Raw genomic sequence first — 15,184 nt, 5'->3', positions numbered from 1 at the left:
GGAATCACGGGCACAAGAAAGCCGAACTCGGGAGGCCGGGAGTCAGGACGCTTTGTCGCCGGAGGCGGCGCGGTCGATGAACAGGCTGCCGCGGGTCACCACCCGCTCGCCCACCTTCAGCCCGTCGACGACCTGGACGAGGCCGCCGCCGGAGAGGCCGAGGGAGACGTTCCGCGACGCGATGGTGCCGTCCGGCCGCTCGACCCAGACCCGGGCCCGGGCGCCCTCGTAGACGATCGCGGAAGCCGGGATCGCCGGGGCGCTCTCGTCGCGGCCGGTCAGGATCGTGAAGGTCGCGAACATCTCGGGGCGCAGCAGGCCCTCGGCATTGTCGATCTCGGCCCGCACCGGCAGGCGGCGCGTCGCGGGATCGAGGGAGGCCGCCATGTAGCCGATCTTCGCCTTGAACACCCGGTCGGGGAAGCCGATCACGCTGGCCTCGAGCTCCTGGCCGAGCTTGATCCGCGGCACCTCGCTCTCGCGCACGTTGGCGACGAGCCACACCGTCGAGAGGTCGCCGATGACGAAGGCCGGGTCGCTCCCCGAGGCGAGGTACTGGCCGAGGCCCACCTTGCGCTGCACGATGGTGCCGGCGATCGGGGCGCGGATCTCGGTCTCGGGGCTCATCGCGCCGCTCCGCGCGAAGGCGTCGATCTCCGCGTCCGACTTGCCGAGGATGCGCAGGCGGTTGCGCACCGCCTGGAGCGCGGCTTCCGCCGAGCGCTGGTCGCTCTGGGCGGCGATCACGTCGTTCTGGGCCTGCTGCCAGTCCTTCAGCGCCACCGCCTTGGCCTGGAACAGCTCCTGGAGCCGGGCCGCCACGGTCTGGTTGAGCTTGACCAGGGCTGAGGTCTTGGCGAGCGCGTTCGTCGCCGCCTGGAAGTCGTTGAGGGCCGAGACCATGTCGGCGGCCTCGAGGGTGAACAGGACCTGGTTGGCCTTCACCCGGTCGCCGGCCCGGACCATCACCTTGGTCACCCGGCCGGCATAGGGCGTGTAGACCGGGACGTTGTCGTCCTCGTTGACGGTGATCCGCCCCTCGGCGAACCCTTCCGGCCGGAAGTCGCGGGCCTGCACGGTCTCGATGCCGAAGCTCGCGCGCTGCTGCTTGCTCGGCCGGAAGACGGGGGGGGCGGTGGTCTCGCCGGCCTCGGGCGCCTGGCCCTCGACCCCCTGGCGCTGCACCAGCAGGTCCTCCAGGCGCTCGCGGACGGGCGCGAGGGCGGGCACATACCCGATCGCCGCGCCCGCGCCCGCGAGGATGAGGATGATGACGACCCAGCCGAGGCCGCCGCGCCGCCGCGCCGCCACCCGGGAGGTCACAGGCTCCTTGGTCAGAGGGTTGTTGGTGTCCATCGCGCGCCGACCAATCGCCGGGGTGTGCGGCCGGGTCCTCGGGACCCCCGGCTTCCCGCCCTGCGACGGGGCGGCAGCCGAGCGGTTCCGGGCCGACCGGCCCCTGTCTGTGCCTTGAGACCGGATCTCCCGGGTGTCCTGCCCTGTCCCTACGTCAGATCCATGACAGCGGTGGGCGACGGAGCAGAAGCCGGGCCGGGGCGCCGCGCCTCGCGGACGACGCCCCGTCGCCGTCTCTTGGCGAGCAAAACAAGGCCAAGTCAAGGTTGACCGGAGGCCCCTCCACCTGCCGCGAAGGCATGGGTCGGCGTCCCGCCCAGGCCGTCATTGAACCGGAAAAACATCAGTGGTGCGAGGAGCTTGAAACCCTCGGAAAAATATTTTCAGAGGCGGGGATTAATCCGTTCGGGCGAGATGACGGGCACCTGTTAGACCGTGTGGCATCGGTCCGGCGCCTTGACCCAGGGGAGGGTGCGACCAAGTCTTCCTGGTCCGGCGCGGGGGTCCCGCGCGCATGAAGGCCGATGATCCCTCCGATGCCCCGCTCCTCCGTCCGCGACCCGATTCTCCACAGCACGCCGATCGCCGAGCTGCGCCCGACGCAGATGACGGTCGGCTACCGGGAGGTCGAGGCCAAGCGCCGGCGCTGGCGCGAGATCGACGACAAGGACCGCGAGGCGTTCCTCGACTCGCACATGATCCCGGTCCTGCTCGGGCCGAAGAAGCGCCGCTACGTCATCGACCACCACCACCTCGCCCGCGCGCTGCAGGAGGAGGGGGTCGCGAGCGTGTTCACCTTCGTGGTGGCCGACCTGCACCACCTCGAGAAGGACGCGTTCTGGGTCGTCGCCGACCACCGCGCCTGGGTCCACCCCTACGATGCGGACGGCGTGCGCCGGGACGTCGGCGACCTTCCGAAGAGCATCGAGGACCTCGCCGACGACCCCTTCCGCAGCCTCGCCGGCGAGCTGCGCCGCGCCGGGGGCTTCGCCAAGGACACGACGCCGTTCAGCGAGTTCCTGTGGGCCGATTTCCTGCGCCGGCACATCAAGCGCAAGGACGTGAAGCAGGATTTCTCCGACGCCCTGGAGGAGGCCCTGTCCCTCGCCCGCTCCAAGGCGGCGGTGTACCTGCCGGGGTGGTGCGGGCCGCACGAGGATTGACCTGTGGCGATCTCGCTGACCTACCGTTTCCGTGAGACGGTCGTTGGGCCAGGCCCGCGCGACCTCGGCATCGTTGTGCTCCTGGCCGACGTGGTTGGGGACGACGGTGCCGTCATCCCGGCTGGGACCGAGGGCACGATCGTCGCGATGCATGACGAGAGCGAGACCTGCATCGTGGAGTTCTCGGAGCCGGAGGGGACGCTCGCGACCGTGGCGTTCCGCGAGATGGAGGTTGTCTGGCGGGGCTGAGCACCTGTTCGACTGTTTCGACAGTATTGATGCCCTCCGCGTCATTCCGGGCCGCGCAGCGGAGCCCGGAATGACGCGGAGAATGTCGCTTGCGAGGGGCCCAATCACACAGGTCCCAGGAAAGGGTTCCGTCGCTCGTCGCCGGTTGCGAGATCGCGTTGCTGCGTTTCGAGCCGTCCCATTGCCCCTCCCGGCAAGTTTATTTGCCGCAGGCCGCCGCCCGGCCTAACCTCCCAATCGGCGCGCGGGGCGTCGCGCCGGTACGGGGGACCTCCGTCATGTTCGACTCGCTGCTGAAGAGCATGGGTGCCGATCCGGTCGACAACGAGACCCACTTCTACAAGTTCACCCCGAAGCCCGACATCACGGCCTACGAGCTGGCCCTGATCCTGCGGCGCTTCGGGGCGCTCACGGCCGGCGCGGCGCCGCTGCACGGCGTGATGCTGATGCCGTGGGAGACCCTGGAGGACGAGTACGCCCGCCACTTCGAGCTGGCGCCGCACGGCATGTTCCAGGGTTGATCCGTCCGGGCTGAGCCATCGGGGCTGCGAACCCCCGGCCGCGCCACGCCGTTCCGCTTCGCTGCGGCGGCGCGGCAACGCTCGGTTTACCATTCCGTCCGATGGTCGGGGCTGGTGAACGAGGGGCCCTGCAAGCCATGATGTCCCGTGCGGAACGCTCGCATCTCGGCGATTGGTGGTGGACCGTCGACCGGGCGCTGCTCGCCGGCCTCGGCGTGCTGATGACGGCCGGCCTGGTCTTCCTGATGGCCGGCGGCCCGCCGGTGGCCGAGCGCCTCGGCCTGCCGACCTTCCACTTCCTCAACCGGCAGGTGATGTACCTGCTGCCGACGATCGCCCTGATCCTGGCGGTGTCGTTCCTGTCGCTGCGCCACATCCGGCGCATGGCCCTCGTCACGTACAGCCTCGGCATCGTGCTGTGCATCGCGGCCACCAAGTACGGGCCGGAGATCAAGGGCGCCCACCGCTGGATCCAGTTCGGCCCGATCGGCGTCCAGCCCTCCGAGTTCGTCAAGCCCGCCTTCGTGATCCTGGCCGCCTGGGCCTTCGCGGAGGGCGCGCGCCGGCGCGACATGCCGGGCGGCACGCTCGCGGTGCTGCTCCTGCCGATGACCATCGTGCCCCTGATCCTGCAGCCGGATTTCGGCCAGACCATGCTGGTCACCATGGTGTGGTGCGCGATGGTGTTCGTGGCCGGGCTGCACTGGTTCTGGGTCGGCGGCCTCGGCGGGGCCGGCCTCATCGGGGTGGCGGCCGCCTACGAGTTCCTGCCCCACGTGCGGGCCCGCATCCAGCGCTTCATGGACAAGGATTCGGGCGACAACTTCCAGACCTTCTGGTCGCAGGAATCGTTCAATTCCGGCGGCTGGCTCGGCACCGGCCCGGGCGAGGGCGTCGCCAAGCGCCACCTGCCCGACGCGCATACCGACTTCATCTTCTCGGTGGCGGGCGAGGAGTTCGGCGTCATCGTCTGCATCGGCATCGTGCTGCTGTTCGCCTTCATCGTGATGCGCGGCCTGATGCTGGCGCGGCGCAGCGACGACATCTTCTGCCGGCTGGCCATCACCGGGCTCACTGCGCTCTTCGGCCTCCAGGCCTGCATCAACATGGCGGTGAACACCCGGATGATGCCGGCCAAGGGCATGACCCTGCCGTTCATCTCCTACGGCGGCTCGTCGCTGATCTCGCTCGCCCTCGGGATGGGGTTCCTCGTCGCCCTGACCCGGCGCCGGCCGCGCACCACGCTCCTCAACCGCGACGAGGGCGCGGCGCGCTGAAAGCATCCGAGGGGTGACCGCGGGGCCTTGCCGTGACACACGGGGGCCCCTCGACGCCGATCCTTGACCGGAGACCGCATGCTCAGCCCCCGCACACCGGCCGCCCGATGACCGTCGCCCAGCCCCTCGTCCTGCTCGCCGCCGGCGGCACCGGCGGCCACCTGTTTCCGGCCGAGGCCCTGGCGTTGCGCCTGCGCGAGCGCGGCATCCGGGTGGTGCTCGCCACCGACAGCCGGGTCGCGGCTTTGTCGGGCGAGTTCCCGGCCGCCGAGATCGTGGCGGTGCCCTCCGCCACCCCGTCGAGCGGGCGCTCCCCCTTGCGCCGCGTGACCGCCTTCGCGACCCTCGGGCGCGGCTTCGCGGCGGCGCTCCGCGAGGTGCGCCGGCTCAACCCGGCGGTGGTGGTGGGCTTCGGCGGCTATCCCACCGTGCCGCCGCTGCTCGCCGCCCAGATGCTGCGGGTGCCGACCCTGCTGCACGAGCAGAACGCCGTGATGGGCCGCGCCAACGGCTTCCTCGCCCGCGGTGCCCGCGTGATCGCCACCGGGTTCCCCGAGGTGCGCGGCGTTCCGCCCAAGGCGACGGCGCGGCGCGTCCATACCGGCAACCCGGTGCGCCCGGCGGTGCTGGCGGCGGCCGGGATGCCCTACCCGGCCGTAGGCCCCGAGGCCCCGCTCCAGCTCCTCGCCTTCGGCGGCAGCCAGGGCGCCCGGGTGATGAGCGACGTGGTGCCCGACGCCGTCGTGCGGCTGCCGGCGTCCTTGCGCGCCCGCCTGACCGTGATCCAGCAGGCGAGGTCCGAGGATCTCGCCCGGGTGCAGGCGCTCTACGAGGGCGCCGGGCTCGCCGCCTTCACGGTGGCGCCGTTCTTCAAGGACCTGCCGGCCAAGATGGCCTCGTCCCACCTCGTCGTGGCCCGCTCCGGTGCCTCGACGGTCGCGGAGCTGGCGGTGATCGGGCGGCCCGCGATCCTGGTGCCGCTGCCCGGCTCCCTCGACCAGGACCAGGCGGCGAACGCCGCGGTGCTGGGAGGGATCGGCGCCGCCTTTCCCAGACCACAAACGGACTTCACCCCTGAGCGGCTGGCCGCCGATCTCGGCGCGCTGCTCGGCGATCCCGACCGGCTCGCTCGGGCGGCGGCCGCCGCCAAGGAGGCCGGCCTGCCCGACGCCGCCGAGCGCCTCGCCGCCCTGGTGGTCGAGACCGCTGTTTCGGCCCGTTAGCGGCCGCCCACGGAACATGTCGGCCCGCCAGCGGCCGCTGATCGAACAAGAAGACTTAAAGGACCCCGACTCCATGAAGCTGCCGAACAAGCTCGGACCCATCCACTTCATCGGCATCGGCGGCATCGGCATGTCCGGCATCGCCGAGGTGATGCACAATCTCGGCTACACGGTGCAGGGCTCGGACGCGTCCGACAACGCCAATGTCCGCCGCCTGAACGAGAAGGGCATCCGCACCTTCGTGGGCCACCGGGCCGAGAACCTGGCCGACGCCGCCCTGGTGGTGGTCTCGACCGCGATCCGCCGCGACAACCCGGAGCTGGTCTCCGCCCGCGAGCGCCGCCTGCCGGTGGTGCGCCGGGCCGAGATGCTGGCCGAGCTGATGCGCTTCAAGTCCTGCGTCGCGGTGGCCGGCACCCACGGCAAGACCACCACGACCTCGCTCGTCGCCACCCTGTTGGACGCCGGCGACCTCGATCCCACGGTGATCAACGGCGGCATCATCAACGCCTACGGCACCAACGCCCGCATGGGCGAGGGCGACTGGATGGTGGTCGAGGCCGACGAATCCGACGGCACCTTCCTGAAGCTGCCGGCCGACATCGCCATCGTCACCAACATCGACCCCGAGCACCTCGACCATTTCGGCTCGTTCGACGCGATCAAGGACGCCTTCCGCGCCTTCATCGACAACATCCCGTTCTACGGCTTCGCGGTGATGTGCATCGACCACCCGACGGTGCAGGATCTCGTCGGCCGCATCGAGGACCGGCGCATCGTCACCTACGGCGAGAACCCGCAGGCCGACGTCCGCCTGATCGATGTCGACCTGAAGGGCGGCCAGAGCCGGTTCCGGGTGATGATCCGCGACCGCCGCCCCGGCTTCCGGATGGAGATGGAAGACCTGGTCCTGCCGATGCCGGGCAAGCACAACGCGCTGAACGCCACCGCGGCCCTCGCGGTTGCCCACGAGCTCGGCGTCTCGCCCGACGCCATCCGCAAGGCGCTGGCGAATTTCGGCGGCGTCAAGCGGCGCTTCACCCGCACCGGCGAGTGGAACGGCGTGCAGATCTTCGACGATTACGGCCACCACCCGGTCGAGATCCGGGCGGTGCTGAAGGCCGCCCGCGCCTCGACCGACGGCTGCGTGATCGCCGTGGTGCAACCCCACCGCTACTCGCGCCTCGCCTCGCTGTTCGACGATTTCTGCACCTGCTTCAACGACGCCGACACGGTGATCGTCGCCCCCGTCTACGCCGCCGGCGAGGCGCCGATCGAGGGCATCGACCGCGACGCGCTGGTGGCGGGCCTGACCTCCCGCGGCCACCGCAATGCCATCGCGCTCGAGCGCACCGAGGACCTGGCCGGCATCGTCGGCGGGCTCGCGGGGCCGGGCGACTACGTGGTGTGCCTAGGGGCCGGCAACATCACCCAGTGGGCCTACGCGCTCCCGGGCGAGCTCGCCTCGGGCGGCGAGAAGGCGGCGTGAGGCGCTGACGCCCCGATGCGCGGCCCCGACGATCCCGGTACGGCGCGGGCCCGGACGCTGCGGCGGACCCAGACCGATGCCGAGCGGGCGCTCTGGTCGCGCCTGCGCGACCGGCGCCTGGCGGAAGCCAAGTTCGTGCGTCAGTTGCCAATCGGCCGCTATTTCGCGGACTTCGCCTGCCGCGAGGCGAAGCTCGTCGTCGAACTCGACGGGAGCCAGCACGCGGAATGCGGCTACGACCGCGAGCGTGATGCCTGGCTCGCCTCGCAGGGCTGGCGCGTATTACGTTTCTGGAACGGCGAAGTCGCGCGCAACCTGACCGGAATCCTCGAGACCATCCTGGCTTCAATCATGGAGCGCCGCCCCTCCCCCTCTCCCCGCGGGCGGGGAGAGGCCTTCGCACCCCTTGTCGGGTGCGAAGGTAGCCCGCAGGGCGAGGGTGAGGGGGTGTCTCCGGAAGAGTCTCACGCGTCGAGACCCCCTCACCCTCGCTCCGGCTTCGCCTCCGCTCGCTTCACCCCCGACGAGGGGGGTGAAGCCCTCTCCCCGCCCGCGGGGAGAGGAGAGGGGCGTCCCGCATCATCCCGAACGGATCCATGACGACCTCCGCCGCCATCCTCGCCGCCCTGGAGCCCGCGCGCTTGCGCGGCCGCCTCCTGCCCGATCACCCGCTCGCCGACCTGACCTGGTTCCGGGTCGGGGGGCCGGCCGACGTGCTGTTCACGCCCGCCGACGAGGAGGACCTCGCCGCGGCGCTGGCCGCCCTGCCTCCGGACGTGCCCGTGACGGTGATCGGCCTCGGCTCGAACCTGATCGTGCGCGACGGCGGCGTGCCGGGGCTCGTCATCCGCCTCGGCGGCAAGGCCTTCGGGTCGATCGCGATCGAGGGCGAGACGATCCGGGCCGGCACGGCCGTGCCCGACATGAAGCTCGCCCGCGCGGCGGCCGAGGCAGGGCTCGACGGCCTCGCCTTCTATCGCGGCATCCCGGGCTCGGTCGGGGGCGCGCTCCGGATGAATGCCGGGGCGCATGGCGGCGAGACCACCGACGTGCTGGTCGAGGCCCGCGCCGTCGACCGCGCCGGCACCCTGCACGTGCTGACCCATGCCGACATGGGATTCGCCTACCGCCACTGCTCGGCGCCCGCCGACCTGATCTTCACCCAGGCGACCTATCGCGGCCGGCCCGGCGACCGGGCGTCGATCGAGGCCGAGATGGACCGGGTCACCGCGGCCCGGGAGGCGGCGCAGCCGATCCGCGAGCGCACCGGCGGCTCGACCTTCAAGAACCCCGAAGGCGGCAAGGCCTGGCAGCTCGTCGACGCCGCCGGCTGCCGCGGGCTCACCCGCGGCGGCGCGCAGGTGTCGGAGATGCACTGCAACTTCCTGATCAACCGCGGCGGCGCCACCGCGGCCGACATCGAGGGCCTGGGCGAGGAGGTGCGGACGCGGGTGCGCGCGACCTCCGGCATCGACCTGCACTGGGAGATCAAGCGCATCGGCGTCGCCGCGCGCTGATTCGCGAATCACTCCCGGCGGGGCCCGCCCGGGTCTCGCCGGTAACCATGTGCGCCGTCCCGGCCCCACGTCGCCGCGGGGCCTCCCACCGCCCGCCGGAACCGGTCCCGACCCGGGGAACGGGCTTGCAGGCGGGCCCGTAAGTTCTTGAGGAAGCGGCTTTTCCCGGCCCCGATCCGGTCCGCCGCCGCGGCGTGGCCCCTCGGGCGTCGGGGACCGCCCGGGCTGCGCGATCCTTGTGTGGGGAGCGAAAATTTTACCGGATATTTACCAGCGAGTTCGAGAGTTGGCGTTAACGGCGCATCAAGCACTTGGATGCCGGGCGTGAGCCGTGCCGACCTCTCGCGACGACGTACCGGCCCCGCCGGTATGCCCGTGGCGGGGCGGCACAGCGAAGCCCGGGTGACCCGAGACCGCTCTCGCGCCGGAGATCGCAGCCCGTGCCGGGTATCGTTTTCGGTGAACTCGCCCCATGGATGGTGGTGGACGCTTCCCTGAGCCGCTGACCGACGCCGGCTATGCCGGCGAGGAGGCCGGCATGCACGCTCCCCAGCCGGGGACGGCGCCGGCCCGGGGCGGTCCCGTGCGCGACGCGCGGCTCGGCGACCTGCGCTTGAGCGAGTCGCGTCTCGCCCGCGTCCTGCCGCGCTTCCTGCGCCCGCGCCGCGCCTCGGTGGCGGTACCGATCGAGCGGCGGATGCCGCGCCATCTCGGGATGGGCCTGGCCTTCGGGTTCTTCGGCCTCGTCGCGGGGGCGGGCTTCGTGTCCGGCGGCGGCTACGCCGAGGTCTCGGCCCGCTACGGCACCCCCTTCGACATGGCCGCGCGGGCCCTCGGCTTCGGCCTCGACAAGGTCACGATCACCGGGCTGGTGCAGCTGCGCTCGGCCGAGATCCTGAAGGCCGCCGGCATAGACCAGCGCAACTCGCTGCCCTTCCTCAGCGTGGTCGACGTGCGCGACCGCCTGTCCAGCGTGCCGCTGATCGGCGCGGTCTCGGTGCGCAAGATCTACCCGCGCGAGCTCCTGGTCACGCTCACCGAGCGCGAGCCGAGCGCCCTGTGGCAGCGCAACGGCGAGATCGCCGTGATCGCCGCCGACGGCACGGTGATCGACCAGATGCGCGACGGCCGCTTCGCCGACCTGCCGCTGGTGGTGGGCGACGAGGCGAACCTGCGCACCAAGGAGTACCTCGCCCTGCTCGAGGCCGCCGGACCCCTCCGGGAGCGGATCCGGGCCGGCACCCTCGTCTCGGGCCGGCGCTGGACCCTCAAGCTCGACGGCATCGACGTGCGCCTGCCCGAGGCCGGCGCCCGCGACGCGGTGACCCGCCTCGTCAAGCTCGAGGCCGAGTCGAGCCTGCTCGAGAAGGACATCATCGCGGTCGACCTGCGGCTGCCCGACCGGGTGGTGGTGCGGCTGACCGAGGAGGGCGCGGCGGCGCGCCTGGAGGCCCAGAAGAAGCAGAAGAAGCCGAAGGGAACCGAGACATGACCCGCGCGCGAGACGTGACGCCCGCAGGTCTTCCCGGACCCACTCCCGCCGGTTCCACCCGCCCCGCCATCACCGTTTCCTCGTCCGTGAGCGTCGCGTCATGAGTCTCCTCCAGCACGGTCTCACGCCGCGCTTAAAGCCGCTCTCGGCGCGCCGCAGCGCGACCCTGTCGGTGCTCGACATCGGCACCAGCAAGATCGTCTGCCTCGTCGCCGAGCTGCAGCCGGTCGAGACGCTGGCGACCCTGCGCGGCCGCACCCACCTCGCCCGCATCATCGGCATCGGCCACCAGCGCTCGCTCGGCCTCAAGGGCGGCGCCGTGGTCGATCTCGAGGCGGCCGAGACCGCGATCCGCCAGGCGGTCCACGCCGCCGAGCGCATGGCCCGGGTCGAGGTGCAGTCGGTCATCGTCAGCCTCTCGGGCGGGCGGCTCGGCTCGCAGCATTTCGACGCCAAGGTCCCGGTGCGCACCGGCGCCGTCACCGGCGCGGACGTGCAGCGGGTGCTGGAGGCGGCGAGCACCCACAGCATCAGCCCGGGGCGCGCGGTGCTGCACGCCCTGCCGACCGGCTACTCCCTCGACCAGCAGAGCGCGGTCGTCGATCCGTCGGGCATGCTCGGCGAGCGCCTCGGCGTCGACCTGCACGTCGTCACGGCGGAGATCGCCGCCGCCCGCAACCTGATGCTGGCGGTCGAGAACACCCACCTGCGGGTCGAGGCGGTGATCGCCACCCCCTACGCCTCCGGTCTCTCGGCGCTGGTCGACGACGAGGCCGAGATGGGCGTCGCGGTCGTCGACATGGGCGGCGGCACGACGAGCGTCGGAGTGTTCTCCGGCGGCCACCTCGTCCACTGCGACGCGCTCGCGGTCGGGGGCCACCACGTCACCATGGACATCGCCCGCGGCCTCTCGACCCGGGTGGCGGCGGCCGAGCGGCTCAAGACCCTCTACGGCGCCGCCATGGCGACGGCGTCCGACGAGCGCGACATGATCGCGGTCCACGGCGTCGACGAGGACGAGCGCGACCTGCCGCACCACATCCCGAAATCGCACCTCGTGCGGATCATCCGCCCGCGGGTCGAGGAGGTGCTGGAACTGGTGCGCGACCGCCTGCGCAACGCGGGCTTCGCCGCCCAGGCCGGGCGCCGGGTGGTGCTGACGGGGGGTGCCAGCCAGCTCGTCGGGCTGCCGGAGGTCGCCCGCCGCATCCTGCAGGGCCAGGTCCGGATCGGCCGGCCGCTCGGCATCAAGGGGCTGCCCGAGGCCGCCAAGGGCCCGGCCTTCTCGGCCGCCGTCGGCCTCCTGGTCTACCCCCAGGTCTCGCATGTCGAGCATTTCGAGCCGCGCGGCCAGTCCGGCCACGCGGGCCTCGGTTCCGACACCTACCTCTCCAAGGTCGGACGCTGGATCCGGGAGAGCTTCTAACGGAATCGCCCCCCGGCGCGGGCCCCGGAAACGGGCCGTGCCGGGCGGGTGGGACGGCAAACGGCGCTTAGCGGCGCCACCAGAAACGTAACGATCATCAGAGGCTCGCGCATCATGGCCATCTCCCTGCAAGCTCCGGACATCCGCGAACTGAAGCCCCGCATCACCGTGTTCGGCGTCGGCGGCGCCGGCGGCAACGCCGTCAACAACATGATCGAGTCGGGGCTCCTCGGCTGCGAGTTCGTGGTCGCCAACACCGACGCCCAGGCGCTGACCTCCTCGAAGGCCGAGCGCGTGATCCAGATGGGCATCGGGGTGACGCAGGGCCTCGGCGCCGGCTCGCAGCCCGACGTCGGCCGCGCCGCCGCCGAGGAGGTGATCGACGAGATCCGCGATCAGCTCTCGGGCGCCCACATGTGCTTCATCACCGCCGGCATGGGCGGCGGCACCGGCACCGGCGCGGCCCCGGTCATCGCCCGCACCGCCCGCGACATGGGCATCCTGACGGTCGGCGTCGTCACCAAGCCGTTCCAGTTCGAGGGCGTGCGCCGCATGCGCACCGCCGAATCGGGCATCAACGAGCTGCAGCAGGCCGTCGACACCCTGATCGTGATCCCGAACCAGAACCTGTTCCGGGTCGCCAACGAGAAGACCACCTTCGCCGACGCCTTCGCGATGGCCGACCAGGTGCTCTATTCGGGCGTCGCCTGCATCACCGACCTGATGGTGAAGGAGGGCCTCATCAACCTCGACTTCGCCGACGTGCGGGCGATCATGCGCGGCATGGGCAAGGCGATGATGGGCACCGGCGAGGCGTCCGGCGAGAAGCGCGCCAACCGCGCCGCGGAAGCCGCGATCGCCAACCCGCTCCTCGACGACGTCTCGATGAAGGGCGCCCGCGGCCTGCTGATCTCGATCACCGGCGGCAACGACCTGACCCTCTACGAGCTCGACGAGGCCGCCACCCGCATCCGCGAGGAGGTCGATTCCGACGCCAACATCATCCTGGGCGCCACCTTCGACGAGAGCCTCGACGGCATCATCCGGGTCTCGGTCGTCGCCACCGGCATCGAGCCGGCGCTGATCAACGCCAACGCGATCGGCTCGCCGGAGATCGCCCAGACCGAGCAGCGCATCGCCGAGGTCGCCGAGCGCCTGCGCGCCGAGGCCCGGGCCCGGGCCGCCACCCCGTCGGCGCCCCCCTCCACCGCCTCCTTTCGTCCCGCCGAGGCCCCGGTAGCGCGGGCCCCGGCGCCGGAGCCGGTGGCGCACGCCCCGATGCATGCCCAGATGCATGCCCAGATGCATACCCCCGCGCACGCCGCGATGCCCGCGCCGGAGCCGGTCCGCATGGAGATGCCCGGCACCCACCAGGCCGCCGGCCTGATGCGCGACGAGGTGCAGATCACCCCGGCCCAGCCGCGTCCCGCCCCGGTCTACGAGCCGGCCCCGGCGCCGCAGCCCGAGCCGCAGATGCCGATGGCCTCCGGCCCGTTCATCCCGCCGTCCCCGGCGGTGGTGCGTGCGCCCCGCATGCCCCGGGTCCAGGACCTGCCGATGCCGGCCCAGAACCAGATCCGGGCCAGCCGCGGCGAGGAGCCGGTGCAGCAGGTGACCCCGGACGCCAAGCGCACCTCGCTCCTGCGCCGCCTCGCCACCGTCGGCTTCGGCGGCCGGCGCGAGGACGAGGCCGGCCACCCGGCGCAAGCTCCGGCGCAGGCCCCGGCGGCGCAGGCCCCGATGGCGCACGCCCCGCAGCCGGCGCCGCGCCAGGCTCCGGTGCATCAGGCGCCGGTGCAGCACGCCGCCCCGGCCCCGCGCCAGCCCGCCCCGCAGCAGGCCTACGCGCCGCAGGGCGGCTACCCGGCGCAGCCCCAGGGCTACCGCCCGGCGCAAGGGAACCTCGACCCGCAGGGCCGTGCGGTGCCGGCCGGCAACCGCATGATGGACGACGATCAGCTCGAGATCCCGGCCTTCCTGCGCCGCCAGGCCAACTGACGCGCCTCTCGGCCGGGGCCTGCACCGAAAGGTGAGGCCCCGGTCCCTGCGCCGGGCGCCACGATCCTGCCCGCGGCGCCCGCACCGGGCGCCACGATCCTGCCACGGAGGGCGCCGGTGCCGCCCAAAAGACACACCCCGAGGCCGCCCGGCCCCGGGGTTTACGCGTTGTTCAAACATTTGACGGACAACGATTTTTCGCGTCCGTAGCGGATGCCCGGATCTGTTACAGAGCGTAAGAATCCGTGATTTGGCCGTGCTTTCGAGCGCGACTATAGGTGTCCTACGCACAAGGGCGAAGGCCGAGCGGAACCGCCGGCACCGACACCCACAGGGGCTTCAAGCAACGGACGGATCGCCTCGAAACGTGGGCCCGGCAACGGGACACGATGGTGAGTCGCGGCCGAGGGCTGAGGTAATGAGAACAAGTCAGCAGACGACCCTACGCTCCGCCGCGAGCCTCTCCGGCATCGGCGTCCACTCCGGTAACCCCGTCGCGATCACTCTCCATCCCGCGGAGGCGCATCACGGCATCGCCTTCCTGCGCACCGGCCTCGCGAATGGCCGCGACCGCCTGATCCAGGCCCAGTACGCCCAGGTCAGCGCCACCGAGCTCTGCACCGTCATCGGCAGCCGCGAGACCGGCGCCGTCGCCACCATCGAGCACCTGATGTCCGCCCTCTACGGGCTCGGCATCGACAACTGCCTCGTCGAGATCGACGGGCCCGAGATGCCGATCCTCGACGGCAGCGCCGGTCCCTACGTAGCGGCGATCGAGGCGGTCGGCACCCTCTCCTGCGGCACCCCCCGCCGCTTCATCAAGGTGCTCAAGACCGTCCGGACCGAGAAGGGCCGCGCCTATTCCGAGCTGCGCCCGTTCGAGCGCGGCTTCCACCTCGACGTCGAGATCGACTTCGAGAGCCCGGTGATCGGCCGCAGCCGCAAGGCCCTGACCCTCACTCCCGCCGCCTATCGCCGCGAGATCGCCCGCGCCCGCACCTTCGGGATGATGCGCGACGTCGAGCGGTACTGGAAGGCCGGCTTCGCGCTGGGTGCCTCGCTGGAGAACACCGTCGCGGTCGGCGACGGCGGCGTGGTCAACCCCGAGGGCCTGCGCTACCCGGACGAGTTCGTCCGTCACAAGATCCTCGATGCCGTCGGCGACCTGGCGCTGGCCGGGCTGCCGATCCTCGGCGCCTACCAGTCCTTCTGCGGCGGCCACGGCCTCAACTGCGCCGTCCTCGGCGAGCTCTTCGCCGACCGGGCCAACTACGCCATCGTCGAGGGGGCGGGCGCCCGGCGCGAGCCGGTCTTCGCCGAGTTCGGCGTCGGCCTCGGCGCCGCGGTCTACGCGCCCGAGCTCTGAGACGATCGTCCGGCCCGCGTTGCCGCCGGGCCACATCGGGACGATTTCGTCGCCACGCGACGGCGACGAGAGGGAACCTACACCGCCTCGCGCCGTCTTGGCGCCCC

13 protein-coding genes are annotated in these 15,184 nt (G+C 71.9%); 12 read left to right on the top strand and 1 reads right to left on the bottom strand.

The features are described from left to right. Positions 1-42: 42 nt before the first annotated feature. Positions 43-1,356 (bottom strand): efflux RND transporter periplasmic adaptor subunit, encoded by a 1,314-nt coding sequence (locus DK412_RS00815; RefSeq protein ID WP_109970385.1) that lies wholly within the window; start codon positions 1,354-1,356, stop codon positions 43-45. 536 nt (positions 1,357-1,892) lie between these two features. Here DK412_RS00815 and DK412_RS00810 point away from each other — a divergent pair. From DK412_RS00810 to lpxC, 12 genes are all read left to right on the top strand, one after another. Further along, positions 1,893-2,519, top strand: coding sequence for a ParB-like protein (locus DK412_RS00810; protein ID WP_109974978.1), 627 nt, complete (start codon positions 1,893-1,895; stop codon positions 2,517-2,519). A gap of 3 nt (positions 2,520-2,522) precedes the next feature. After that, positions 2,523-2,768 (top strand): DUF4926 domain-containing protein, encoded by a 246-nt coding sequence (locus DK412_RS00805; protein ID WP_109970384.1) that lies wholly within the window; start codon positions 2,523-2,525, stop codon positions 2,766-2,768. A gap of 278 nt (positions 2,769-3,046) precedes the next feature. Beyond that, positions 3,047-3,289 carry a hypothetical protein gene (locus DK412_RS00800; RefSeq protein ID WP_093568993.1) on the top strand — a complete coding sequence of 81 codons (243 nt, stop codon included), beginning with the start codon at positions 3,047-3,049 and terminating at the stop codon, positions 3,287-3,289. Between the two features lie 137 nt (positions 3,290-3,426). Next, positions 3,427-4,566, top strand: a complete 1,140-nt coding sequence (locus DK412_RS00795) for a putative peptidoglycan glycosyltransferase FtsW (protein WP_109970383.1) — start codon at positions 3,427-3,429, stop codon at positions 4,564-4,566. A gap of 107 nt (positions 4,567-4,673) precedes the next feature. Further along, a complete protein-coding gene (locus DK412_RS00790) occupies positions 4,674-5,789 on the top strand; it encodes a UDP-N-acetylglucosamine--N-acetylmuramyl-(pentapeptide) pyrophosphoryl-undecaprenol N-acetylglucosamine transferase (RefSeq protein WP_109970382.1) in 1,116 nt (371 codons plus the stop codon). A 73-nt stretch (positions 5,790-5,862) separates the two neighbouring features. After that, on the top strand, positions 5,863-7,278 hold the full coding sequence (murC, locus tag DK412_RS00785) for a UDP-N-acetylmuramate--L-alanine ligase (protein ID WP_109970381.1): 1,416 nt from the start codon (positions 5,863-5,865) through the stop codon (positions 7,276-7,278). A gap of 15 nt (positions 7,279-7,293) precedes the next feature. Continuing rightward, on the top strand, positions 7,294-7,878 hold the full coding sequence (locus DK412_RS31500) for an endonuclease domain-containing protein (RefSeq protein WP_109970380.1): 585 nt from the start codon (positions 7,294-7,296) through the stop codon (positions 7,876-7,878). Then, positions 7,875-8,795 (top strand): UDP-N-acetylmuramate dehydrogenase, encoded by a 921-nt coding sequence (murB, locus tag DK412_RS00775; protein WP_109970379.1) that lies wholly within the window; start codon positions 7,875-7,877, stop codon positions 8,793-8,795. Before DK412_RS31500 ends, murB begins: the two co-directional genes overlap by 4 nt. Before the next feature lie 472 nt (positions 8,796-9,267). Then, complete coding sequence (locus DK412_RS00770; protein WP_109970378.1) at positions 9,268-10,287, top strand: cell division protein FtsQ/DivIB; 1,020 nt, start codon at positions 9,268-9,270, stop codon at positions 10,285-10,287. Positions 10,288-10,387: 100 nt separating this feature from the next. Then, complete coding sequence (gene ftsA, locus DK412_RS00765; RefSeq protein ID WP_093569001.1) at positions 10,388-11,713, top strand: cell division protein FtsA; 1,326 nt, start codon at positions 10,388-10,390, stop codon at positions 11,711-11,713. Positions 11,714-11,827: 114 nt separating this feature from the next. Next, a complete protein-coding gene (gene ftsZ / locus DK412_RS00760) occupies positions 11,828-13,711 on the top strand; it encodes a cell division protein FtsZ (protein WP_109970377.1) in 1,884 nt (627 codons plus the stop codon). A gap of 418 nt (positions 13,712-14,129) precedes the next feature. After that, entirely contained in the window at positions 14,130-15,077 is a 948-nt protein-coding gene (lpxC, locus tag DK412_RS00755) for a UDP-3-O-acyl-N-acetylglucosamine deacetylase (protein WP_109970376.1), read from the top strand. The last annotated feature ends 107 nt before the right edge of the window (positions 15,078-15,184 follow it).

It is taken from the genome of Methylobacterium sp. 17Sr1-1, assembly GCF_003173775.1.
Classification (GTDB): Bacteria; Pseudomonadota; Alphaproteobacteria; order Rhizobiales; family Beijerinckiaceae; genus Methylobacterium.
This window is presented reverse-complemented; position numbering and strand designations above follow the sequence as displayed.